Genomic DNA, 21835 nt, shown 5'->3' with positions numbered 1-21835 from the left:
TGCGCCTCCCTCCACGACGGCGCACCTAGACTGACCTGGTGCCCCGCCCCGTCCCGTCGCGCGGGTGGACGTTGCTCCTGGCGGTCGCCGGCGGGCTCGCCACCGACACCGCGTTCCCCAACCGCTCGTGGTGGCCCATGGCGTACGTGGGCGTCGCGCTGCTCGTGCTCGCCCTGCGCCGCGACTCCGTGCCGTGGGCGTGGCTCACCGGCCTGACTTGGGGGCTGGGGTTCTTCCTCCCGCACCTGTACTGGGCCGACGAGGCGGTCGGCGAGCCCATCGGCTGGATCGCCCTGTCGGTGGCGGAGGCCGCCCTCGTCGGCGTCTTCGCCGCCGCCTGGGTGCTGGTCCGGCGCGTGCCGCTGCTCGCCCGCCGCACCTGGCTTCAGCCGCTGGCCGTCGCGGTCCTGTGGGTCGCCGTCGAGCAGATGCGCGCCCGGTGGCCCTTCGGCGGGTTCCCGTGGGGCAACCTCGCGTTCTCCCAGACCGACGCGCCGCTGGTGCGCCTGGCCTCCGTCGGCTCCACCGTCCTGGTCAGCGGCGCCGTCGTGGTGGTCGGGGCCGTCCTCGCCGGGGCGCTGGTCCGCCTGCGCCATTTCCAGGTCGGCGCGGCCAGCGCCCTTCTCCTCGTCGTCACCGTGCTCGTCTTCGCCCCGTGGCTGGTGCCCCTGGGCACCCGCGCCGAGGCCGGCACCCTGCGGGTGGGGGCCGTGCAGGGCAACGTGCCGCAGCAGGGCGCCGAGGCGGGCTCGCAGGCCCGCGCGGTCACCGAGAACCACGCCGCCGGCACAGCGGCCCTTCTCGAGCGGGTGGAGCCCGGCGGCCTGGACCTGGTCCTGTGGCCGGAGAGCGCCGCGGACATCGACCCGCGCACCGACGCCGGGGTGGCGGCCGTCGTCCAGGACGCCGCCCGCACCGTCGGCGCGCCGATCCTGCTCGGCACGCAGCGCTACGTCGACGCCCCGGGTGGCGAGGGCCCGAGGACCCGCTACAACGAGCTGATCCTGTGGGAGCCGGACGGCCCGACGGACCTCGTCTACGCCAAGCAGCACCCCGTGCCGTTCGGCGAGTACATGCCGCACCGCGACTTCTTCCGGCAGTTCACCAGCGCCGTCGACCTCATCACCGTGGACATGGCGGCGGGCACGGGGATGAGCCTCATGCCCGTGCCGGTGGAGCGCCTCGGGCGGGACGTGCCGATCGCCGTCGGGATCTGCTTCGAGGTCGCGTACGACGAGCTCATCCGCGAGTCGGTCGTGGCCGGCGGCGAGGTCATCGTCATCCCCACCAACAACGCCTCGTTCGGGATGACGCAGGAGTCGACGCAGCAGCTCGCGATGTCGCGGTTCCGGGCGGTCGAGCACGGCCGCGCCGTCGTGCAGGTCTCCACCGTCGGCGTCAGCGGCGTCATCACCCCGAACGGGGTCTTCCAGGACACCACCGGCCTGTTCACCGCGGAGCAGATGGTCGAGTCCCTGCCGCTGCGCACCACGCTGACCCTCGCCGACCGGCTCGGCCAGTGGCCCGCACTGGTCACCGGGCTCCTCGCCGCCGCCGCGGTGGTCGCCGGGGTCGTGGCGTCGTCCCGGCGTGCCCGGGACGCCCGCCGGCGGGCCTCCGCGCGACGTCGTCCCGGCACCGGCGCGCGGGGCGGCCGCCGCCCGACGGCCGCGCCCACACGGGGCGGCTCGACCGCAGGGGCGCGGACGCGCTCGAGAGCCGGGACGAGCACCGGCTCGACCGCCCGCGGCGGGAGGACCCGCCGGTGAGGACGCTCGTCATCATCCCGACCTACAACGAGCGGGACGCCCTGCCGCACGCCATCCGGCGCACCCGCGAGGCGGTGCCGGCGGCGGACGTCCTGGTGGTCGACGACGCCAGCCCGGACGGCACCGGCGACCTCGCCGACGCCGCCGCGGCCGCGGACCCGGCGGTCCACGTGCTGCACCGCACGGTCAAGGACGGGCTCGGCCGAGCCTACGTCGCCGGGTTCGGGTGGGCGCTGGAGCGCGACTACGACCTCGTCGTCGAGATGGACGCCGACGGCTCCCACCGGCCGGAGGAGCTGCCGCTGCTCCTGGAGCGCGCCGCGCTCTCGGACGCGCCGGACCTCGTGCTGGGCTCGCGCTGGGTGCCCGGGGGAGCGGTGGTCAACTGGCCCGCGCACCGGGAGGTCCTCTCCCGCGGCGGGAACCTGTGGGTACGGCTCGCGCTGGGCGTGCCGGTGCGGGACGCCACGGGCGGCTTCCGCGTCTACCGGGCCGCGACGCTGCGGCGCCTGCCGCTCGACCAGATCGAGTCCCAGGGTTACTGCTTCCAGGTGGACATGACCTGGCGGGTCCACCGCGACGGCGGCACGATCGTGGAGATGCCGATCACCTTCGTCGAGCGCGCGGAGGGCCAGTCGAAGATGAGCCGGGCGATCGTCCTGGAGGCCCTGTGGCGCACGACCGCCTGGGGCCTCGCCCACCGCGGCCGCCAGCTCGCGGGGCTCGGCCGGTGGCTCCTGCGCCGGTGAGCCGGCCCCGGACGCACGACGGCCCGCCGGGTCCGAGGACCGGGCGGGCCGTGGTGGCGGGCGACGTCAGGCGCTGCGACGGCGCAGCTCACCGCTGCGCAGCAGGGCGAGCCGCTCCTCGAGGAGCACCTCGAGCTCGGCGATGCTGCGACGCTCCAGGAGCATGTCCCAGTGCGTGCGGGGCGGCTTCACCGCCTTCTTCGGCTCCGGCTTGGAGGCGTCGCGCAGGAGCGCCTCCTTGCCGCAGACCTTGCACTCCCAGACCGGCGGCAGCTCCGCGTCCACCGAGAACGGCAGGGTGAACACGTGCCCGTCCGGGCAGGTGAACTCCGCCAGCATCCGGGGGGCGAGCTCGACGCCCTCCTCCGACTCCATGCTGTTGGCGCCGATCTTCATACCGCGTAGTGAGCGTTCTGCCATGAGCATCTCCCTCGCTCGTGAGTGGTCCGGAGGCAGGTGCGCGCCGTCCGGATAGTGGGGGCCGGGCAGGGCCCACCACCCGCTGTGTTTCCACCAGGTCCAACGTCAAGCGTCCTCCAGGTGTTCCGGTTCTGCTCGTCGAGTTCTGTGACCTCCGTCTTATCCGGCACACCACGGCCCGGCCGGCGAGCGGGGGAGCGGGCGCCGGACGAACCTGGACGAACGGGGCCGGACCGGCGGATGTGCGGCATGCTTGGGCGCGGACCAGCACCACCGCAGAAGGAGAAGCATGTCAACCGCAGCCGTCCCAGTGTCGCGTTCGCTCGTCCTCGCCGACGTCGTCCCCGGTGCCCGCGTGCGCGACGCCGCGCTCGTGCTCACCGGAGCGGGGCTGATCGCGGCGATCGGTCAGCTCGCCGTGCCGCTGCCGTTCACGCCCGTCCCGCTCACGCTGGGCACCTTCGCGGTGCTCTTCGTCGGGGCGGCGCTGGGCCCGGTCCGGGGCGCGCTGAGTGTCGTCGTGTACATGCTCGCCGGGCTGGCCGGCGCGCCCGTCTTCGCCGACGGCGCGAGCGGCTGGGCGATGGCCTCCTTCGGCTACGTCCTGGGCTACCTCCCCGCGGCGGCGGTGCTCGGGCACCTGGCCCGCCGCGGCGGGGACCGCTCGCCGTGGCGCACCGCGCTCGCCGCGGTCGGCGCCTCCGCGCTCGTGTACGTCCCGGGCGTGCTGTGGCTGATGGCCTTCCTCGGCATCGGCCTGCCCGAGGCTCTCGCCCTGGGGGTGGTGCCCTTCCTGATCGGCGACGTGATCAAGGCCGTCGCGGCCGCCCTGGTCCTGCCGGGGGCGTGGGCGCTGCTCGGCGAGCGCGGCCGGGCCCCGCGCCGCTGACCCACCGGTAGAGACCGAGGAGCACCCATGGCGCTGCTGCGCTGCGACTTCTTCTCCGACGTGCTGGGGCTCAGCACGTCCATGACGGTGATCCTGCCGCAGGCGACGACGCAGCAGATCGGGATGACCGGGGCGGCGCCCGCGGGCCCGCCGCCGGTGCTCTACCTGCTGCACGGACTCAGCGACGACGCGACGATCTGGACCCGCCGCACCTCGATCGAGCGCTACGTCGCCGACCGCGGTCTCGCCGTCGTGATGCCCCAGGTGGACCGCAGCTTCTACGTGGACGAGCACCACGGGAACCGGTACGGCACCTTCCTCATGGACGAGCTGCCGCACGTCGTCGGCCAGCTCTTCCGCGTCTCCGACCGCCGCGAGGACACCTTCGTGGCCGGGCTGTCCATGGGCGGGTACGGCGCGATGCGCTGGGCCCTGTCCCGGCCGGACCGGTTCGCGGCGGCGGCGTCGCTCTCGGGCGCCCTCGACGTGGCGTGGCTCCAGGATGACGGGGACATGCCCGAGCTCCTCGAGCGGGTCTTCGGCACCGCCGCGCTGCGGGGGACCGACCACGACCTGCTGGCGCTCCTCGACCGCACCGCGCCCTCAGCCCTGCCGCGCCTGTACGCGACGTGCGGCACCGACGACCCGCTCCTGGCGCAGCAGGAGAGCTTCGCCCGGGCGGCGGTGCGCGCCGGCGCGGACCTCACGACGGACGTGCGCCCCGGCGCGCACGACTGGGCCTTCTGGGACGCGACGATCCAGGACGTGCTCGCCTGGCTCCCGCTCGGCGACCGCGCTGCGGCCGTCACCGGCTCCTAGACGAAGTTCCGGGATCCGGCCTCACCGCGCAGCACCGATCAGCAGGGTCAGACCGATCAGCACCGTCAGACCGACCAGCACAGGGAGTGGCATGGCACGCGTCGCGCTGGTGAACGTCCTCGTCCGCGACTACGACGAGGCGATCGCCTTCTACACCGGGGCCTTCGGGCTCGACCTGCTCGAGGACAGCCCGCAGGGCGCCGGCAGGCGCTGGGTCGTCGTCGGCTCGCCCGACGGCGGGGCCGGGCTGCGCCTCGCCGTCGCCAAGCCCGGGCAGGAGGCCCTCGTCGGCCGGCAGAACGGGGACTCCGTCGGCTTCTTCCTGCACGTGGACGACCTGGACGCGACCCTCGCCCAGGCCCTCGCGCACGGCGCCGTGCCGACCGAGGAGATCCGCGAGGAGCCCCACGGGCGCGTGATCATCGTCGAGGACCTCTACGGCAACCGCTGGGACGTCATCCAGCCCGCGTGACGACCGCGGGGTGACCCGCCCCCTCATCGCTTCGAGGTCCCGCACCCGGTCCTCGGCGCCGGGCCGGACGCTACCGTGCTGGCCATGACGATCACGGTGGACCGCCGCTTCCGCGGGCCCGACGACTCCGGCAACGGCGGGTACGTCGCCGGCCTGGTCGCCGCCGCGCTCGGCCCGGGGCCGGTCACGGTCACGCTGCGGGTCCCGCCGCCCCTCGACCGGCCGCTGCGGCTCACCCGCGCCGACGACGGCGTGCGGCTGATTTCCGACGACGTGCTCGTGGCCGAGGCAGCGCCGCACACCGGTGACGCGCTCCCCGCCGTGTCACCGGTGCCCGTGAAGGTCGCACGGACGACGGCGGAGCACTACGGCGGCCGTCACCAGCACCCGTTCCCGCACTGCTTCGTCTGCGGCCCGGCCCGGGACCCGGGCGACGGCCTGCGACTGGAGCCGGGACGGCTCGCGGACGGACGCACCGCGTGCGTGTGGTCCGTCTCCGCCAACCTCGCCGGGCGGACGGAGCTCGTCTGGGCGGCGCTGGACTGCCCCGGCGGCTGGGCGGCGCCGATCGAGGGGCGCCCCATGGTGCTCGGGCGGATGACGGCGCAGGTCTCGGCCACCCCGCAGGCCGGCGAGGACGTCGTGGTCATGGGGGAGCTGCTCGGGCAGGACGGCCGCAAGTACTTCACGGCGACCACCGCCTACGGCGCCGACGGGCGCGAGCTCGGGCGAGCGGGCGCCACCTGGATCCTGCTGCGTCCGGGCGGCTGACCGCGCCCCGTACAGCTGCAGTGCCGACGGCGTGGAACACTCGGGAACGTGAGGGCGGGCCACCGGTACGACGTCGAGATCCTGCACCTGCTCGTCTCGCCGCAGCATGCCTACTTCGGGCGGGCGCGCGACGGCGCGGCGGACGTCCCGACGGCCGACGCCGAGCGGGTCGAGCTCGTGGCCGGCAAGGGCATCGTCGGCGACAGGTTCTTCGGCAAGGCTGCCCACCTGGACGCCGCCGTGACCCTGATCGCCGTCGAGGCCCTCGAGGCCATGGCGACGGAGCTCGGGGTGGGCCCGTTCGACCCCCTCCTCGCCCGGCGCAACGTCGTGCTGAGGGGTGCGGAGCTGGCCCCGATGCTGGGCGAGGAGATCGTGCTCGAGTCGCGCGGGGACTCGGTCCGGCTCCTGGTCGGGCGGCCGGCGAACCCCTGCGCCTGGATGGACCACGTGCTCGCCCCGGGAGCCCACGCGGCGATGCGCGGACGCGGGGGAGTGCGCTGCCGGGTGCTCTCCGACGGCGTGCTCAGCAGGGGGCCGGCGGTCCTGGTCAGCCCGGTGTCGCTGCAGCCGCAGCGGGCAGGTGCCGCGGTGGTGCGCCGCGCGTCACGGCTGCCGTAGCCGGGCCAGCCGCGGTCACTTCTCGCTGCGCCCACCGTCCGCCGCCGTCACCACGGCGGCCTGGTCCTCGGGCTCCCAGCGCAGCAGGTCGCCGGGCTGGCAGTCGAGCACCTCGCACAGCGCTGCCAGCGTCGTGAAGCGGACGGCCTTGGCCCGGCCGTTCTTGAGCACCGCGAGGTTTGCCGGCGTGATCCCGACCCGCTCGGCGAGCGTGCCGACCGCCATCTTGCGCCGGGCCAGCATGACGTCGATGTCGACGACGATCGGCATCAGATCACCTCGTCGAGCTCGGCCCGGAGGTTGTTCGCCTCGGTGTCGCGCGCGACCGCCTGGGCGAGCAGCATGCGCATCACGTAGACGATCAGCGCCACGCCGGCGATCATCAGGGCGGCGCCGCAGATCAGCAGGACGATGCCGGGAGCCAGCTCGCCCGGGGCGAGGACGACGGCCACCCCGAACATCAGCACGGACGCCACGGCGATCGCGCCGATGACGACGTCGACGTACCGGAACGCCGCGTGCGAGAACACGGTGCCGCGGCGGACCATCGTCAGCAGCCGCCACACGCAGGCCAGCGTCACCTGGATCGTGACGAGGCCCAGGAGGACGAGGCAGAGAAAGACGACGGCCAGCACCGGCAGCCGGAGGCCCCCGAGGACCACCCCCTCGTCGTCCTGCAGGTCCACCGCGAGCAGCGGCACCATCACCACCTGGACGAACAGCGTGCCGGCGAGACAGATCGCGAGCACGACCCTGAGCGCGTGGAGGGCGAGGTTTCCCATGGAGGGCTCCTTAGATCGAGAGACGGCATGAACCTATCGTTCTACGATAGGTCGCGCAACACGTTTCGACCGCACGCCGTGGCCGACCAGCGCCGCCGGGGGACCGCGGGCTGGCTCTGGGCAACTGCCCTGCGGCGTGGCACGATCACGCCCATGATCAGCGGGTCGGCCGACACTCAGCGCCTGCGCGCCCTCGCGCTGTTGCGCCGGGTGCGGGACCGGATCGACCGCGAGTACGCGCAGCCCCTGGACGTCGAGGCGCTGGCCCGTGGCGTGCACATGTCCGCCGGGCACCTCAGCCGACAGTTCCGCCAGGCCTACGGCGAGTCGCCGTACTCCTACCTGATGACGCGTCGCATCGAGCGGGCGATGGCGCTGCTGCGCCGTGGCGACCTCAGCGTGACGGAGGTCTGCTTCGCCGTCGGCTGCTCCTCGCTGGGGACCTTCAGCACGCGGTTCACCGAGCTGGTGGGCGTGCCGCCCAGCACCTACCGGCGCGAGTCGGCGGGCGCGACGGAGGGGATCGCCCCGTGCGTCGCCAAACAGGTCACCAGACCGGTCAGGAATCGAGAAGCACGCGCCGCGGCGCCGCACCTAGCCTGATCGCCATGGACATCACCATTCACGCGAGCTTCCTCCCGCACGACGACCCGGACGCCTCCCTGGCGTTCTACCGCGACATCCTCGGCTTCGAGGTCCGCAACGACGTGGGCAGGGGCAAGATGCGCTGGATCACGGTCGGCCCCGTCGACCAGCCCGGCACGTCCGTCGTCCTCGACCCGCCCGCGGCGAACCCGGGCATCACCGACGAGGAGCGCCGTACCATCGCCGAGATGATGGCCAAGGGCACCTACGCCATGCTCCTCCTGGCCACCAACGATCTCGACGGCACCTTCGAGCGGCTCGCGGCGAGCGACGCCGAGATCGTGCAGGAGCCGACCGAGCAGCCCTACGGGGTGCGGGACTGCGCCGTGCGCGACCCGGCCGGCAACCTCCTCCGGATCCAGGAAATTCGCTGAGCCGGACCCGCCTGGTGCTGAGATGGTCTGACGACAGCCACGCCCGACGGCGGCCCGGCCCGCCCCGAGAGATGGAGACCCGATGAGCACGGCCACGAGGACGGACACCGAGTCGTCGCCCACGGAACCGCACGTCGCCGACAGCCACGACCTCATCCGCGTGCAGGGCGCACGGGAGAACAACCTCAAGGAGGTCAGCGTCGAAATCCCGAAGCGCCGGCTGACCGTGTTCACCGGCGTCTCCGGCTCGGGCAAGAGCTCCCTGGTCTTCGACACGATCGCCGCGGAGTCGCGGCGGCTGATCAACGAGACCTACAGCGCCTTCGTCCAGGGCTTCATGCCCAACCTGCCCCGCCCGGACGTGGACCTCCTGGACGGGTTGACGACGGCGATCATCGTGGACCAGGAGCGGATGGGCGCGAACCCGCGATCCACCGTCGGCACCGCCACCGACGCCAACGCTCTGCTGCGCATCCTCTTCAGCCGGCTCGGGGACCCCCACATCGGCTCGCCCAACGCCTTCTCGTTCAACATGCCCACGGTGCGGGCCAGCGGCGCCATCACGGTCGAGCGCGGGAACAGGACCAAGGCCGAGAAGGCGACCTTCACCCAGCTCGGCGGGATGTGCCCGCGGTGCGAGGGCATGGGCTCGGTGACGGACTTCGATCTCACCGCGCTGTACGACGCCTCGAGGTCGCTCAGCGACGGCGCGCTCACCGTCCCGGGCTACAGCATGGACGGCTGGTACGGCCGCATCTTCAACGGGGCCGGCCTCCCCATGGACAAGCCGATCGGGCAGTTCACCAAGAAGGAGCTCCACAAGCTGCTCTACAGCGAGCCGACCAAGATCAAGGTCGAGGGGATCAACCTGACCTACGAGGGACTGATCCCCAAGATCCAGAAGTCGATGCTCGCCAAGGACCGCGAGGCGATGCAGCCGCACATCCGCGCGTTCGTGGACCGCGCCATCACCTTCACCACCTGCCCCGACTGCGACGGCACCCGGCTCAGCCCGGAGGCCCGCTCGTCGAGGATCCGGGGGAAGAACATCGCCGACCTGTGTGCGATGCAGATCAGCGACCTCGCCGAGTGGGTCCGCGGGCTGGACGAGCCGTCGGTGGCCCCGCTGCTCACCGGGCTGCAGCACCTTCTGGACTCGTTCACCAAGATCGGCCTGGGCTACCTCTCGCTCGACCGGCCGGCGGGCACCCTGTCCGGGGGAGAGGCGCAGCGGACCAAGATGATCCGCCACCTCGGCTCCTCGCTCACCGACCTCACGTACGTCTTCGACGAGCCCACGATCGGGCTGCACCCCCACGACATCGCCCGGATGAACCAGCTGCTGCTGCGGCTGCGGGACAAGGGCAACACCGTGCTGGTGGTGGAGCACAAGCCCGAGGCCATCACGATCGCCGACCACGTCGTCGACCTGGGCCCGGGGGCCGGCAGCGGCGGTGGCGAGGTGGTCTTCGAGGGCACCGTCGAGCAGCTGCGGGGGAGCGGCACGCTCACGGGCCGTCACCTCGACGACCGCGCGGCGCTCAAGGAGACCGTGCGGACACCGAGTGACAAGCTCGAGATCCGCGGCGCCAGCACGCACAACCTGCGGGACGTCGACGTCGACATCCCCCTGGGGGTGCTGTGCGTCCTCACGGGGGTCGCGGGCTCGGGCAAGAGCTCGCTGGTCGACGGCTCGGTCGCCCGCCGCGACGGCGTGGTGATGATCGACCAAGGAGCGATCCGCGGCTCGCGGCGCTCGAACCCGGCGACGTACACCGGGCTGCTCGACCCGATCCGCAAGGCGTTCGCCAAGGCGAACGGCGTCAAGCCCTCGCTCTTCAGCGCCAACTCCGAGGGCGCCTGCCCCACCTGCAACGGCGCCGGCGTCATCTTCACCGACCTGGGGGTCATGGCCACCGTCGAGTCCACCTGCGAGGAGTGCGAGGGAAAGGGATTCCAGGCGTCGGTGCTGGAGTACACGCTCGGCGGCCGCAACATCGCCGAGGTGCTGGCGATGCCCGTCACCGAGGCGGAGGAGTTCTTCCGCGACGGCGAGGCCCGCGTCCCGGCCGCGCACAAGATCCTCGACCGGCTCGCCGACGTCGGGCTCGGCTACCTCACCATCGGTCAGCCGCTCACCACGCTGTCCGGCGGCGAGCGGCAGCGGCTCAAGCTCGCCACCCACATGGGGGAGAAGGGCGGCATCTACGTCCTCGACGAGCCGACCACCGGACTCCACCTCGCCGACGTCCGGCAGCTGCTCGGGCTGCTCGACCGGCTCGTGGACTCCGGCAAGTCGGTCATCGTCATCGAGCACCACCAGGCGGTCATGGCGCACGCCGACTGGATCATCGACCTCGGGCCGGGCGCCGGTCACGACGGCGGCAGGATCGTGTTCGAGGGCACGCCCGCCGACCTCGTGGCCTCCCGCTCGACCCTGACGGGCGAGCACCTCGCGGCCTACGTCGGCTGAGGCGGCGGATCCGGGTCACCCCTGGGGCAGCGGTGCTGACCGGCGCGATGCCCCGAACGGCCCGAGGTCGCCAGCCTCAGGGCGTCGTGAGCACGACGAGCTGCTGGGTCGCTCTGGTCATCGCCACGTAGCGGTCGACGGCGCCCTCGATGCCCACCCCGAACGACTCGGGATCGATGAGGACGACCAGGTCGAACTCGAGGCCCTTCGCGTGCTCCGGGGCCAGGGCCCGGACGCGGGACGTCGCCCTGAACGTGGGGTCGCCGATGACGCACGCGACGCCGTCGGCGTGGTCGTCGAGCCACCTGTCGAGGATGGAATCCAGGTCGGCGGTCGACCCGTGGCGGACCGGAACGCCGCTCCGGCGCACGGAGGTCGGCACGTTCGCGTTCGGGAGCACCGCCCGGATGACCGGCTCGGCCTCGGCCATCACCTCCTCCGGCGTCCGGTAGTTGATGCTCAGGGAGGCGAGGTGGACCTGGTCGAGCCCGACCCGCGCCAGCCGCTCCTGCCAGGACTCCGCGAACCCGTGCCGGGCCTGCGCGCGGTCACCGACGACGGTGAAGCTCCGGGACGGGCATCGGGCCAGCAGCATCTGCCACTCGGCGTCGGTCAGCTCCTGCGCCTCATCCACGACGACGTGCGCGAACGGGCCGGCGAGGACGTCGGGGTCGGTGCTGGGCAGTGCCGAGCCGCCCGCCAGAGCGGCCCGTAGGTCCTGGCCGCGCAGCATCGACATCACACCCATCTCCGAGTCGTCGGTCGCGATCAGGTCACCGACGACGTCGGCCATGCGCTGGCGCTCGGCGGCGGCAGCCGCCTCGCGCCGCCGACGGTGGCGCGACGCCTGCGGGTCGCCGAGCCGCCGCCGCGCCGCGTCGAGAAGCGGCAGGTCGGATTCCGTCCACGCGTGGGCGTCCGAGCGTTGCAGCGCGGACACCTCCCCGGGCCGCAGCCACGGCGCGCACATGCGCAGGTAGGCGGGCACTGACCAGAGGTCCCCGACGACGTCGGCCGCCTCCAGCAGCGGCCACGCCCGGCCGAAGGCCCGCACGAGCTCGCGGTTGGCGGCCAGGGATCGGCGGAGGTCGCCGTCGGCTCTCTCGCCGGCCCGCCCGTACGCGTCGAACTTGTCCTCATCGCCGTCGTCCCGGTTCTCTCCGGGGCCGCCGAGGACGTCGTCGAGCTCGTCCCTGAGCTTGTCCACCAGAATCTCGAGCAACGCCTCCCAGACCTGGTCGCGCGCGTCGTTGTGCGGGGTGCCGGGGTCCGGCGTCGCAAACGCCTCGGCCCAGTCGCGCGGGCTGAGCCAGAGGTCGGCCCAGGGTGTCTCGACGGTCATCCCCTCGGCGGGCGGCTCCTCGTACAGACGGACCGCGGGCTCGACCGCCCGCACCAGGTCCGCCGACGCCTTGAGGCGGGCGACCTGCGGGTCGGGCTCGGCGGTCGCCGTCGCCCCCTCGGACACGAGGTCCCGGAGGGTCGCCGTCTGCACGCCCTCCTCGCCCAGGCTGGGCAGCACGTCGGAGACGTACGCCAGGTACGGCTCGTGCGGGCCCACGAACAGCACGCCGCCGCGGCGGTGGCCGAGGCGCGGGTCGGAGTACAGCAGGTAGGCGGTGCGGTGGAGGGCGACGACGGTCTTGCCGGTGCCGGGACCGCCGTCGACGACGAGCGCGCCGCAGGAACCCGCGCGGATGATGGCGTCCTGGTCCGCCTGGATGGTGCCGAGGACGTCGCGCATCCGGGGGGACCGGCTGGCGCCCAGGCTGGCGATGAACGCGGACTGGTCGTCGAGCGCGGCGTGCTGCTCGAGCCCGTCGGGGGTGAAGACCTCGTCCCAGTAGTCGCCGACCCGGCCTCGGGTCCACCGATACCGTCGGCGGCTGGTCAGGCCCATCGGGTTGGCGTGGGTCGCCCCGAAGAACGGCTCGGCAGCGGGGGAGCGCCAGTCGACCAGCAGCCGGCGCCCCGCCCTGTCCGTGAGCCCGAGTCGGCCGACGTAGACGGGCTCGGCCCCGTCCGACGCGACAGTGCGGCCCAGGCACAGGTCGAGGTCGAAGCGGCGCAGGGTGCGTAGCCGGGAGGTCAGCCGGTGGACCTCCAGGTCGCGGTCCATCGCCTCCTGGCCGGTGCCGCCGGGGGCTCGGCGCGCGGCGTCGAGACGATCGGACAGGTCGGTGACCGACTGTTCGAGGCTCTCCGCGATCGCCGCGAAGTGCTGCTCGTCGTCGGCTATCAGCGCCGCCGCTGCCTTGTGGGCAAGGTGGTCGGGCAGGTCGAAGGCACTGGTCACCACGCGGGACACGTCATCAGCTCCGGGCTCGTCTGGATCCGCCTGAGCCCGAGATTCTGCGCGACGGGGTGGGTCTTGCCGCAAGCCCCCCGGTGCGCTATACGTTGGTTATCACGAATCCGACTTATCGGTAGTGCGGCTGCTCTGCGCCGAAGTCCGTGGGGACCACGTCGAGGTTTGTGGCCGCTAGTAGCTCGTTGATCGCGCCGTAGTCGGCGCCGATGCCCGCCCAGTGCGGGTCGACATCTGTGGTGACGCACCAGGCGCGGTCCGCCGGCCAGACGAAGGCGGGGCGGATCGGCAGTTTGAGATTCGGGTGACCGGGCCAGACCTCGCTTGCTTCAGTCAGGTCTGCCGCCTGTCCGCGTAGTAGGAAGTAGTCGCGGTTCGGTAGGTGCAGCAGTGGTGCCTGCAGGACGTACTCAGGGAATGACTCCAGCGGCCAGCCGTCCCAGTAGGCGACGTACCAGTCATCCGGCGTGGTCGTGTGGGTCGCCAGCACTTCGAGGACGGCGCACAGCTGCGCCAGGTCCGAGGGGTGATCGTCGTCAACCTTGACGTCGTTCTCGGATTGGCCGTCGTACGCGGGGTCGGGGATGAAGCGCAGTCGTGCGTAGGCCGTGAAGCCGGAGGGACCGAGCGTGACGAGCCGCTCCCACGGCAGATCGCTGGTGGTGAGCCAGTCCGCTGCGGACAGGTCGGTGCAGGGTGTCAGTGCCACATGCCCATGGTGCCGCCTCACCGTGCTGCTACGGCCGGCGCCGCTGCCTCTCTTCAGTGGCGCGGCGGGCGTACAGGTCGCGGTTCATGAAGCCGCGGATATGCCGGGCCAGTGCGATGAGTCCCGCGACTGCGAGGCTCACGACGCCGAACACGAGGTACACGGTGGCCATGCTGCTGCGATCGCCGCCGGTGGCCGCGCCGATCAGCGAGACGCCAAGCGCCAGGACGAGCGCCACGACGCCGACTGCCAGTGCGAGCATCCCTGCCCAGAACAGGCGTGCCTCGACGACGGACGCCTTGCGCGCGGCGCGGCCTTGGTCGGTCCTCATCAGATGTCGCCGAGGAGCTTGTTCTTCCGGGCCTGGTACTCCTCCTCGCTTATCACCCCGGAGTCCCTGAGGTCCGCGAGCCGACGGACTTGGTCGATCGGGTCAGGGACGGGCGAGGCGGGTGGCGGCGGGTGCCACTGCGGTCCGCCGACCTGAGGCGTAGTCGCCTGCGGACGTCTCTGGGTTCGGCGCACCAGCAGCACGACTCCAACGACTACCAGGATCAGGGGCAGCACGACGAGGAAGAGGATGATGATGTGGCTCGGCTGCAGGCCGTTGCGGAACATCGATGTTCTCCAAGGGCTCGGGATGAGGCAGTGGCGCAGTTTGCCCTGCACATTAGGCGGATTGAGGTGCCGGCACGTCCGGTTTCACCCCATACGTGGGGAATCTCGTAACACTCGTACGCCTTCTGGGTCGGTGTATCGCTCCCGAGGCACGGACCTTCCGGCCTCGTCGTAATGTTCGCCGGGCGCCAGACTCGACGGCCGGCACGATCTTGGTCGTGATTTGAGGTGGCTCGGTATTGCGGTGTGGGTGGATCACCCATGTCATCGTCGATTTTCCCGTTCGCGTCCGTCGAAGGCTTAGGTGAGGGCGCGGCGGTAGGCAAACAGGTCCTCCTTCCCGAAGGTGGTGCCCAGCACCAGCCGATGGCCGGCCAGGATTGCGCCGGTTCCATGCCAGGCGCGGAACTCGTTCAGTATGTGTGTAACGGACGGCTGCTTCCCGGCAATGTAGAAGGGTGTAGGGGCTGGTTCGCCGAGCACGAGGTGGTGTGTGGATGTCTGACGCTGACAGGTTCACGCGTCTTTATCGCGACCACCGCGCCGACCTTGAGCGGTTCGTGCGCCGGCGCCTGCCTCCGGCCCAGGTGGAGGACGTCGTCGCCGAGGCGTTCCTCGTGGCCTGGCGCCGCCTTGACGAGGCGCCACCAGAGGTACGGCCGTGGCTGTTCGGCATCGCGCGGAACGTCATGCTCGTTTCGACGCGGACGCATGGGCGCTGGCGCGCCCTTCACGTGCGCCTGGCCGCCCAGCCCGAGCCGGCAGGCCTGGAGCTGGCCGCCGACGTCGCCTCCCGCACCGACATCATCCGCGCATGGTCAAAGCTGGCCGACGACGGCCGCGATGATGTGCCCGGTGTGCTCGCCCAGGCCACGGATGGCGACGCGTCGTTCGTCCTGGTTGCGGTGCCCTCCAGTCGGGAGTGGGCAGTTACTCACCTGTTCTTCGCAATTGCGGGAAAGCGTCGCCATATGAATCTGACCTCCCTGGTTTCCACCCTCAACCCGGAGGTCACCGAGGTCGGGTGTGCCTACGAGCACTCACATCGGGGACCCAGGTACCACTACGCAGTCATCCGCCGGTCGGCGGTGGCAGAGATCAGGTGCCGCGTTGACGACGGCGCTTGGAGGTCCGTAACCAGGGGCGTAGACGGCTGGTTCGTGACTATCTCGACCGCACAGGCCCCCGACAGCGCCTTGCAGCTCGAGGAGATTGTCCAGGGAACCTGGCACCCACTGCCTTGAGGCTCTCGCACCTAGCTCGAAGAGATGCCCATCTTCGTCGTGGAAGTACAGCGACTCGCCTTCACCTTCAACGCTTGACCGCCTTTCGCGAACGTCGAGGCCTAGAGACTCGATCGCCTGCCGGTATGCCTCAAGGTCCTCCGCGGCGACCCGAAACGCTCCGTGATCGTATGACCGGGCGACATCGCGCTCGTCTTGCATGATCGCGACCCATGCGGACTTTTCGCCTTCACCACCAAGAATCGTTCCGGTGACAGCGAGTAGGTCTTGTCTCCACTGTCGTACACCTGACGAGCACCCAGCACTCGGGTCAGGATGGTCGCCATCCGATCCAGGTCTCGAACCACGAACGCCACGTGACTGAGCCCCAGGGCTGAGGGACGCCGGCCAGCGCGGCTTTCGGGCGCTCGACCTGCGGCGTCATGCATCTCAGTCGACGGCGTCACGCAGTTCATGGATGGAGGCTACCGATGGCCGTGGAAACGCAGCGGCTTCGACTCCCGTCCCTTGATATCCGATAATGGACATTATGTCAGATCGAGAGCGATCCAGCGGATGCACCGACGGACCTGCAGTGCGCAGAAGGCCGCCGCGTGCACGGTTCTGCACTCCCCGACTGTCGAGCTCGAGCGCTGCTGTCGTGCCGACGTCACGTCAGGCCGGTGCGCTGCTCACTCGAGCTCGTCAGGAGGCGAGGATTACCCGACGCAGTTCTTCTCCCGTACCGACCAGGACGACGGCATCTTCGAGCTCCGTCGGCAGGCGCGCGCGCTGCCCCTCGTCGGTCAGGCATGTTGGGCAGCCGACCGGCACGATCACCCACCCCGCCGCCCGTGCTCCTCGAACCAGCAGTTCCCATGGCTGGTCGCCAGAGATGTGGTTGGCCATCATGCCGTCATCATGGAGGTAGACATCGGCGGAACCGTCGCCGTACTCCACCAGGGCAGGGCCACCCTCCGACTCCTCACGCACGATGAGCAGCTCGAGAACCTCGCGCATTCGGTCGCCACCGCCTGACCCTGCGTCACCATCGCGGAACCGTTGGAAGTACACGTCTAAGGACATGGGTAGAAAGTTCCACACAATCGGACACATCGAGTGGCGTATACGCGGGAGCTCCCAGCAGCCGACGGTCGGCAAACCACGCCGTCACGCGAGAACGTAGATCGACGCCTCGAAGTCCCCTGCGGCCGAGACCACCGGCATCCCGTCCGGCCGCTCCCCCGCTGCCATCGTCATCCTCCGTGCGTACGAGTGACCGTGATCTGTGAGCACGGTGTCGAGCTCACGCAGGTCCCGTTCTCTTCGAACCACGACCCGGGCGACGAATCCGCGCCGAGATCGCGATGCGGTCGAACCCGTCGACCCGCCGGAAGACACGGAGAGCCCTTGGCTTCGACAACAACGGTCCAGGAGCCCCCGGACCAGCCAGACCCTTTCAAAATTTCGGACGATGGTGCCCGGCCGGGTGGCGGCAGGCTCGCGCTCGCCGCACACTCGATGTCGAGGTGATGCGCGGTGGGAGCGAGTGCGACGATGACATCGAGGCGGCCGGCGACCGCGGTGCTGCGGTTCGTCACGGGCGGACGGCGGATGGAGGTGTGGCTCGTGCGGATCGAGCGCCACGCCCGCCCGGCCGCACCGCTCGCGCGGCGCATCGCGGATGCCTCGTACGGCGACGTCATCGACGTCTCCCCCGCCGAGGTGTCCACCGCGGGGCGCCGGGTCGTCGCCGACGCCCGCGCCGGCCGGGTGACGCCGGAGTGGATCAGGCTCGTCGCCGAGCTCTGACGCCACCCGGGCGACCGAGGCGGCAGCGGAGGATTCCCGGCCGCGGGGATGTCGAGAACCGCTCCCCGGCTCCGTCCTGGTATCGAGAACGGCCACAATGGGCCGTACCGCACGAAGGAGCGAGAACGATGGCCAAGTACCTGCTGCTCAAGCACTACCGCGGCGCCCCGGCGGCGGTCAACGACGTGCCGATGGACCGGTGGACGCCCGAGGAGATCTCAGCCCACATGCAGTACATGGCCGACTTCGCCGCCCGGCTCGAGGAGACCGGCGAGTTCGTCGACGGGCAGGCCCTCTCCCCCGAGGGCACCTTCGTCCGCTACGACGGCGAGGGCCGGCCGCCGGTCACCGATGGCCCGTTCGCGGAGACCAAGGACCTCATCGCCGGGTGGATGGTGATCGACGTGGAGAGCTACGAGCGTGCGCTCCAGCTCGCCGGCGAACTGTCCGCGGCCCCCGGCGCCGGCGGCCGCCCGATCCACGAGTGGCTCGAGGTCCGCCCGTTCCTTGCGGCCCCGCCGACCGTCACGGAGTGACACCTGGTGGACGAGGTCCTGCTGCGGACGCTGACGCCCGCGGTGATCGGCGTCCTCGTCCGCCGCGGAGCCAGCTTCGCGGCGGCCGAGGACGCCGTGCAGGACAGCCTGCTCGAGGCGCTGCGGGTATGGCCGGACGCCCCGCCACGGGATCCCAAGGGCTGGCTGGTCGCCGTCGCGTGGCGGAAGTTTCTCGACGCCGCCCGGGCCGAGAACTCCCGGCGCCGGCGTGAGGTGCGCACCGGGACCGAGCCGGTCCCCGGGCCGGGCGCGGAGGTCGACGACACCCTCTGGCTGTACTTCCTGTGCGCGCACCCCTCCCTCACACCCGCCTCCGCCGTCGCGCTGACGCTCCGCGCGGTCGCGGGCCTCACCACGCGGCAGATCGCTCAGGCCTACCTCGTCCCGGAGGCGACCATGGCGCAGCGCATCAGTCGCGCCAAGCGGACCGTGGCCGGCGTCCGCCTCGACCGGCCGGGCGACGTCGCCACGGTGCTGCGGGTCCTCTACCTCGTCTTCAACGAGGGCTATTCGGGCGACGTCGACCTCGCCGCCGAGGCCATCCGGCTCGCCCGGGAGCTGGCGGCGCGGGTCGAGCACGAGGAGGTCGCGGGTCTGCTCGCGCTCATGCTGCTCCACCACGCCCGCCGCCCGGCCCGCACCCGCCCGGACGGCAGCCTGGTGCCCCTCGCCGAGCAGGACCGCAGCCTGTGGGACACCCGGATGATCGCCGAGGGCGTCGACGTGCTCCAGAAGGCGCTCGCGCGCGACCGCCTCGGCGAGTTCCAGGCTCAGGCCGCCGTCGCCGCCCTCCACGCCGACGCCCGGACGGCGGCGGAGACCGACTGGGTGCAGATCGTCGAGTGGTACGACGAACTGGTGCGCCTGACGGGCAGCCCGGTCGCCCGGCTCAACCGGGCCGTCGCGGTCGGCGAGGCCGACGGCGGGCGAGCCGGTCTCGCCGCGCTGGCGGAGCTCGACCCGTCCCTGCCCCGCTACGCCGCCGTCGCGGCGCACCTGCACGAACGCGACGGCGACGCCGCCACCGCGGCCCGGCTCTACGCCGAGGCGGCCCGGTCGGCGCCGAACCTGCCCGAGCGCGAGCACCTCACCCGTCAGGCCGCGCGGCTCAACGCCTCCCTCCGCCGCTGAGCGACCTCCACCCGCCTCCCGCATCCGGCCCCGGCCTCGTCGCAGTCCACCGTGTCCGGAGCTCCGGGCGTGGGCACTCCGCACGCGACGTGTCGCAGCGGGCCCGGTTGTCTCCTCCCAGGGACGAGAGCCGGACGAAAGCGGAAGGTGAGGATCATGCGCGTGTTCGTGGCAGGCGGGTCCGGGGTCCTCGGGAGGCGCCTGGTGCTGCAGCTCGTGGCGCTGGACCACCAGGTGACGGCCGCGACGACGTCCCCGGCCAGGCTGGGGATGCTCGAGCATCTGGGCGCCGAGGCCGTCGTCATGGACGGCCCGGACCCGGCGTCGGTCGGCGAGGCGGTGGCCGCCGCCCGCCCGGACGCGATCGTGAACGAGATGACGGCCATCTCACGGATCCCTGCCGGCAAGCCCGACCTCAAGCACTCGGACCGGTGGTTCGCCGTCACCAACCGCCTGCGCACCGAGAGCGACGGACCACCTGCTGGCCGCCGTCGAGGCGGCCGGCGTGTCCAACGTCACCGCGCAGGGCTACGCCAGCTGGAACGGCGCACAAAGGCCAAGTCCGACCTCACCTGGGTGCTGCGCTCCCCCTCCTGGCGCCAGGGCTTCAGGGAGGAGCTGGCCGCAACCGGGCGAGCTCGTGTCACAGACGGGCCGGCTGTCTCGTCTCGGGAGTGACAGAAAACGTCGGGCTGTCTCGTTCGGGCCCGACAGACATCGCGAAGCGAGGAGGACGATCATGCGGGTGTTCGTAGCAGGCGGGTCCGGCGTCATCGGCAGGCGGCTGGTGCCCCAGCTGGTGGCCCGTGGCCATCAGGTGACGGCGACGACGACGAGCGCACGCAAGCTCGGGCTGCTCGAGCAGCTCGGTGCCGAGGGCGTGGTGATGGACGGGCGGGATGCGGCAGCGGTGGGCCAGGCCGTCGCCGCCGCACGGCCGGACGTGATCGTGAATCAGATGACGGCCCTGTCTACGGCGCACGCGGGCCGGCCCGACCTGAAGCGGGCCGACCGCTTCTTCGCCGTCACCAACGAGCTCCGCAGCGCGGGGACCGACAACCTGCTGGCCGCCGCCGAGGCGACCGGCGTCTTCCACGTCGTCGCGCAGGGCCACGCGAGCATGAACGGCGCCCGCAGCGGCGGATGGGTCAAGACCGAGGAGGACCCGCTGGAGGTGATCGAGGGGACGAAGGCGATCACCCACCTCGAGGACGCGGTGCTCCGGGCGGGCGGTGCGGTCCTGCGCTACGGCGGGTTCTACGGCCCGGGCGCCAACGACGACCAGGTGGACCTGGTGCGGAGACGACTGTTCCCGCTCGTCGGCGGTGGCACCGGCTACCTCTCGTGGGTCCACGTCGACGACGCCGCGAGCGCTACCGTCCTGGCTGTGGAGCAGAGATCGAGAGGCGTGTTCAACATCGTCGACGACGAGCCCGCCCCGGCGAGCGAGTGGCTGCCCTACCTGGCCGAGTGCGCGGGGGCGAAGCCGCCGCGCCGGGTTCCCGCGTGGCTGGCCCGGCTGCTGGCCGGCGAGATGGTGGTCGGCATGATGACCGAGGGCCGCGGCTTCTCCAACGCCAAGGCCAAGCGGGAGCTCGGCTGGGTGCTGCGCTACCCCTCCTGGCGCCAGGGCTTCAGGGAGGAGCTGGCCGGAGCCGAGCCCAGGAGCCAGGGCCTCGACAAGGAGCGCGTGTGAACCGAGCCGAGGAGTCTGGGCGTCGAGCGGGAGACCGTGCGAACCGAGCCGAGGAGTTCGAGAGACTGCGTCCGCTGCTCTTCGCGATCGCGTACCGGATCCTCGGCAGCGTGAGCGAGGCCGAGGACGCGGTCCAGGAGACCTGGCTGCGCTACGAGGCCACCACGACGGTGCCCACCTCGACCAAGGCCTTCCTCTCGGCCGTGGTCACCCGAATCTCGATCGACGTGCTGCGCTCCGCCCGCTCCCGGCGGGAGCAGTACGTCGGTCAGTGGTTCCCCGAGCCGTTGGTCACCGACCCCTACGAGGACCCCGCGCGGTCGGCGGAGCTGGCCGACTCGGTGTCGATGGCTGCCCTGCTGCTGCTCGAGCGGCTCAGCCCGCTCGAGCGGGCGGTGTTCGTGCTGCGCGAGGTGTTCGGCTTCAGCTTCCCCGAGGTCGCCGCGGCCGTGGGCAGGTCCGAGGCTGCGTGCCGTCAGCTCGCGGTGCGGGCGCGCCGCCACATGGACGACGGCCGCCCACGGTTCGAGGCGGACCGCCGGGACCGGGAGGAGCTGGCGGCACGCTTCTTCGACGCGCTGCGGGAGGGCGACGTCGAGAGCCTGCGGGAGCTGTTGGCCGCCGACGTCCAGATGGTCGGGGACAGCGGCGGCAAGGCCCCGCAGTGGGGCGCCGGCATCTTCGGCGCCGAGAAGGTGGCGCGGGTGCTGGCCGCCACTCTCCCCTGGTTGTTCAGCATCGGTGGAGAGGTGGAACCGCACCAGCTCAACGGCCAGCCGGGCGCGATCTTCCGGGACCGCGACGGCAAGGTGATCAGCACGCTGACGCTGGACGTGCTCGACGGGCAGGTCCAGGCGATCCGCGCCGTCATCAACCCCGACAAGCTCGGCCACCTCGGCCCGGTGGCCGACGCCTGGGCGGTCAACCGCGAGGCCAACCGGGCACGACGGTCTGCACCGGGACTGTGACGCCGACAGGCCGGGCCGTCCCACCGCCC

Annotated in this window: 25 protein-coding genes; 17 read left to right on the top strand and 8 right to left on the bottom strand. The window is 71.9% G+C overall.

The features are described 5' to 3' along the window. Positions 1-38 precede the first annotated feature (38 nt). Together lnt and KZX45_RS01220 are read left to right on the top strand one after the other, a co-directional pair. Positions 39-1769: an apolipoprotein N-acyltransferase gene (gene lnt, locus KZX45_RS01225; protein WP_248255890.1), complete on the top strand. Its 1731-nt coding sequence runs from the start codon at positions 39-41 to the stop codon at positions 1767-1769. Beyond that, a complete protein-coding gene (locus KZX45_RS01220; RefSeq protein ID WP_248255889.1) occupies positions 1766-2518 on the top strand; it encodes a polyprenol monophosphomannose synthase in 753 nt (250 codons plus the stop codon). Before lnt ends, KZX45_RS01220 begins: the two co-directional genes overlap by 4 nt. A gap of 66 nt (positions 2519-2584) precedes the next feature. Here KZX45_RS01220 and KZX45_RS01215 read toward each other — a convergent pair whose 3' ends face one another. Beyond that, the gene (locus KZX45_RS01215; protein ID WP_248255888.1) at positions 2585-2938 is read right to left on the bottom strand and encodes an RNA polymerase-binding protein RbpA; all 354 of its coding nucleotides are present in this window, start codon (positions 2936-2938) and stop codon (positions 2585-2587) included. Between the two features lie 289 nt (positions 2939-3227). On the opposite strand from KZX45_RS01215, the gene KZX45_RS01210 reads away from it, so the two are divergent. The 5 genes from KZX45_RS01210 to KZX45_RS01190 all read left to right on the top strand — a co-directional run bounded on the left by KZX45_RS01210 (position 3228) and on the right by KZX45_RS01190 (position 6510). Next, positions 3228-3827, top strand: coding sequence for a biotin transporter BioY (locus KZX45_RS01210; RefSeq protein ID WP_248255887.1), 600 nt, complete (start codon positions 3228-3230; stop codon positions 3825-3827). 27 nt (positions 3828-3854) lie between these two features. Next, positions 3855-4646: an alpha/beta hydrolase family protein gene (locus tag KZX45_RS01205; protein WP_248255886.1), complete on the top strand. Its 792-nt coding sequence runs from the start codon at positions 3855-3857 to the stop codon at positions 4644-4646. Positions 4647-4737: 91 nt separating this feature from the next. Then, positions 4738-5118, top strand: a complete 381-nt coding sequence (locus KZX45_RS01200; protein WP_248255885.1) for a VOC family protein — start codon at positions 4738-4740, stop codon at positions 5116-5118. A gap of 84 nt (positions 5119-5202) precedes the next feature. Beyond that, positions 5203-5889 (top strand): hypothetical protein, encoded by a 687-nt coding sequence (locus tag KZX45_RS01195; RefSeq protein ID WP_248255884.1) that lies wholly within the window; start codon positions 5203-5205, stop codon positions 5887-5889. 48 nt (positions 5890-5937) lie between these two features. Next, a complete protein-coding gene (locus KZX45_RS01190) occupies positions 5938-6510 on the top strand; it encodes an MOSC domain-containing protein (protein ID WP_248255883.1) in 573 nt (190 codons plus the stop codon). Positions 6511-6525: 15 nt separating this feature from the next. Here KZX45_RS01190 and KZX45_RS01185 read toward each other — a convergent pair whose 3' ends face one another. Both KZX45_RS01185 and KZX45_RS01180 read right to left on the bottom strand, forming a co-directional pair. Further along, positions 6526-6780, bottom strand: a complete 255-nt coding sequence (locus KZX45_RS01185; protein WP_248255882.1) for a helix-turn-helix transcriptional regulator — start codon at positions 6778-6780, stop codon at positions 6526-6528. Beyond that, complete coding sequence (locus KZX45_RS01180) at positions 6780-7292, bottom strand: DUF2975 domain-containing protein (RefSeq protein ID WP_248255881.1); 513 nt, start codon at positions 7290-7292, stop codon at positions 6780-6782. The genes KZX45_RS01185 and KZX45_RS01180 overlap by 1 nt, the downstream gene beginning before the upstream one ends. A 153-nt stretch (positions 7293-7445) precedes the next feature. Between KZX45_RS01180 and KZX45_RS01175 the strand changes: the two genes are divergently transcribed. The 3 genes from KZX45_RS01175 to KZX45_RS01165 all read left to right on the top strand — a co-directional run bounded on the left by KZX45_RS01175 (position 7446) and on the right by KZX45_RS01165 (position 10784). After that, positions 7446-7895 carry a helix-turn-helix transcriptional regulator gene (locus KZX45_RS01175; RefSeq protein WP_248255880.1) on the top strand — a complete coding sequence of 150 codons (450 nt, stop codon included), beginning with the start codon at positions 7446-7448 and terminating at the stop codon, positions 7893-7895. A 5-nt stretch (positions 7896-7900) separates the two neighbouring features. After that, positions 7901-8311, top strand: a complete 411-nt coding sequence (locus tag KZX45_RS01170) for a VOC family protein (protein ID WP_248255879.1) — start codon at positions 7901-7903, stop codon at positions 8309-8311. Positions 8312-8393: 82 nt separating this feature from the next. Next, complete coding sequence (locus tag KZX45_RS01165) at positions 8394-10784, top strand: excinuclease ABC subunit UvrA (protein ID WP_248255878.1); 2391 nt, start codon at positions 8394-8396, stop codon at positions 10782-10784. A 76-nt stretch (positions 10785-10860) separates the two neighbouring features. On the opposite strand, the gene helR is transcribed toward KZX45_RS01165, so the two are convergent. From helR to KZX45_RS01145, 4 genes are all read right to left on the bottom strand, one after another. Continuing rightward, positions 10861-13092: an RNA polymerase recycling motor ATPase HelR gene (helR, locus tag KZX45_RS01160; protein WP_248255877.1), complete on the bottom strand. Its 2232-nt coding sequence runs from the start codon at positions 13090-13092 to the stop codon at positions 10861-10863. A 112-nt stretch (positions 13093-13204) separates the two neighbouring features. Beyond that, positions 13205-13801, bottom strand: coding sequence for a hypothetical protein (locus KZX45_RS01155; RefSeq protein WP_248255876.1), 597 nt, complete (start codon positions 13799-13801; stop codon positions 13205-13207). 28 nt (positions 13802-13829) lie between these two features. Then, positions 13830-14132, bottom strand: coding sequence for a hypothetical protein (locus KZX45_RS01150; protein WP_248255875.1), 303 nt, complete (start codon positions 14130-14132; stop codon positions 13830-13832). Continuing rightward, positions 14132-14419, bottom strand: a complete 288-nt coding sequence (locus tag KZX45_RS01145; RefSeq protein WP_248255874.1) for an SHOCT domain-containing protein — start codon at positions 14417-14419, stop codon at positions 14132-14134. Before KZX45_RS01145 ends, KZX45_RS01150 begins: the two co-directional genes overlap by 1 nt. A 497-nt stretch (positions 14420-14916) precedes the next feature. Here KZX45_RS01145 and KZX45_RS01140 point away from each other — a divergent pair, with 497 nt between their 5' ends. Beyond that, positions 14917-15663 carry an RNA polymerase sigma factor gene (locus KZX45_RS01140; protein ID WP_248255873.1) on the top strand — a complete coding sequence of 249 codons (747 nt, stop codon included), beginning with the start codon at positions 14917-14919 and terminating at the stop codon, positions 15661-15663. A 684-nt stretch (positions 15664-16347) separates the two neighbouring features. Here the strand turns inward: KZX45_RS01140 and KZX45_RS01130 are convergent. After that, the gene (locus KZX45_RS01130) at positions 16348-16662 is read right to left on the bottom strand and encodes a hypothetical protein (protein WP_248255872.1); all 315 of its coding nucleotides are present in this window, start codon (positions 16660-16662) and stop codon (positions 16348-16350) included. Between the two features lie 537 nt (positions 16663-17199). On the opposite strand from KZX45_RS01130, the gene KZX45_RS01125 reads away from it, so the two are divergent. The 6 genes from KZX45_RS01125 to KZX45_RS01100 all read left to right on the top strand — a co-directional run bounded on the left by KZX45_RS01125 (position 17200) and on the right by KZX45_RS01100 (position 21806). After that, complete coding sequence (locus tag KZX45_RS01125) at positions 17200-17454, top strand: hypothetical protein (RefSeq protein WP_248255871.1); 255 nt, start codon at positions 17200-17202, stop codon at positions 17452-17454. Between the two features lie 128 nt (positions 17455-17582). Beyond that, complete coding sequence (locus KZX45_RS01120; protein WP_248255870.1) at positions 17583-17990, top strand: YciI family protein; 408 nt, start codon at positions 17583-17585, stop codon at positions 17988-17990. Between the two features lie 6 nt (positions 17991-17996). Further along, a complete protein-coding gene (locus KZX45_RS01115) occupies positions 17997-19142 on the top strand; it encodes an RNA polymerase sigma factor (protein WP_248255869.1) in 1146 nt (381 codons plus the stop codon). A gap of 156 nt (positions 19143-19298) precedes the next feature. After that, positions 19299-19820: an NAD(P)H-binding protein gene (locus KZX45_RS01110; RefSeq protein WP_248255868.1), complete on the top strand. Its 522-nt coding sequence runs from the start codon at positions 19299-19301 to the stop codon at positions 19818-19820. Between the two features lie 61 nt (positions 19821-19881). Beyond that, complete coding sequence (locus tag KZX45_RS01105; RefSeq protein WP_248255867.1) at positions 19882-20838, top strand: NAD(P)-dependent oxidoreductase; 957 nt, start codon at positions 19882-19884, stop codon at positions 20836-20838. Then, positions 20835-21806 (top strand): RNA polymerase sigma-70 factor, encoded by a 972-nt coding sequence (locus tag KZX45_RS01100; RefSeq protein ID WP_248255866.1) that lies wholly within the window; start codon positions 20835-20837, stop codon positions 21804-21806. Before KZX45_RS01105 ends, KZX45_RS01100 begins: the two co-directional genes overlap by 4 nt. The last annotated feature ends 29 nt before the right edge of the window (positions 21807-21835 follow it).

This window comes from Georgenia sp. EYE_87 (genome assembly GCF_023148685.1).
Taxonomy (GTDB): Bacteria; Actinomycetota; Actinomycetes; order Actinomycetales; family Actinomycetaceae; genus Georgenia.
This window is presented reverse-complemented; position numbering and strand designations above follow the sequence as displayed.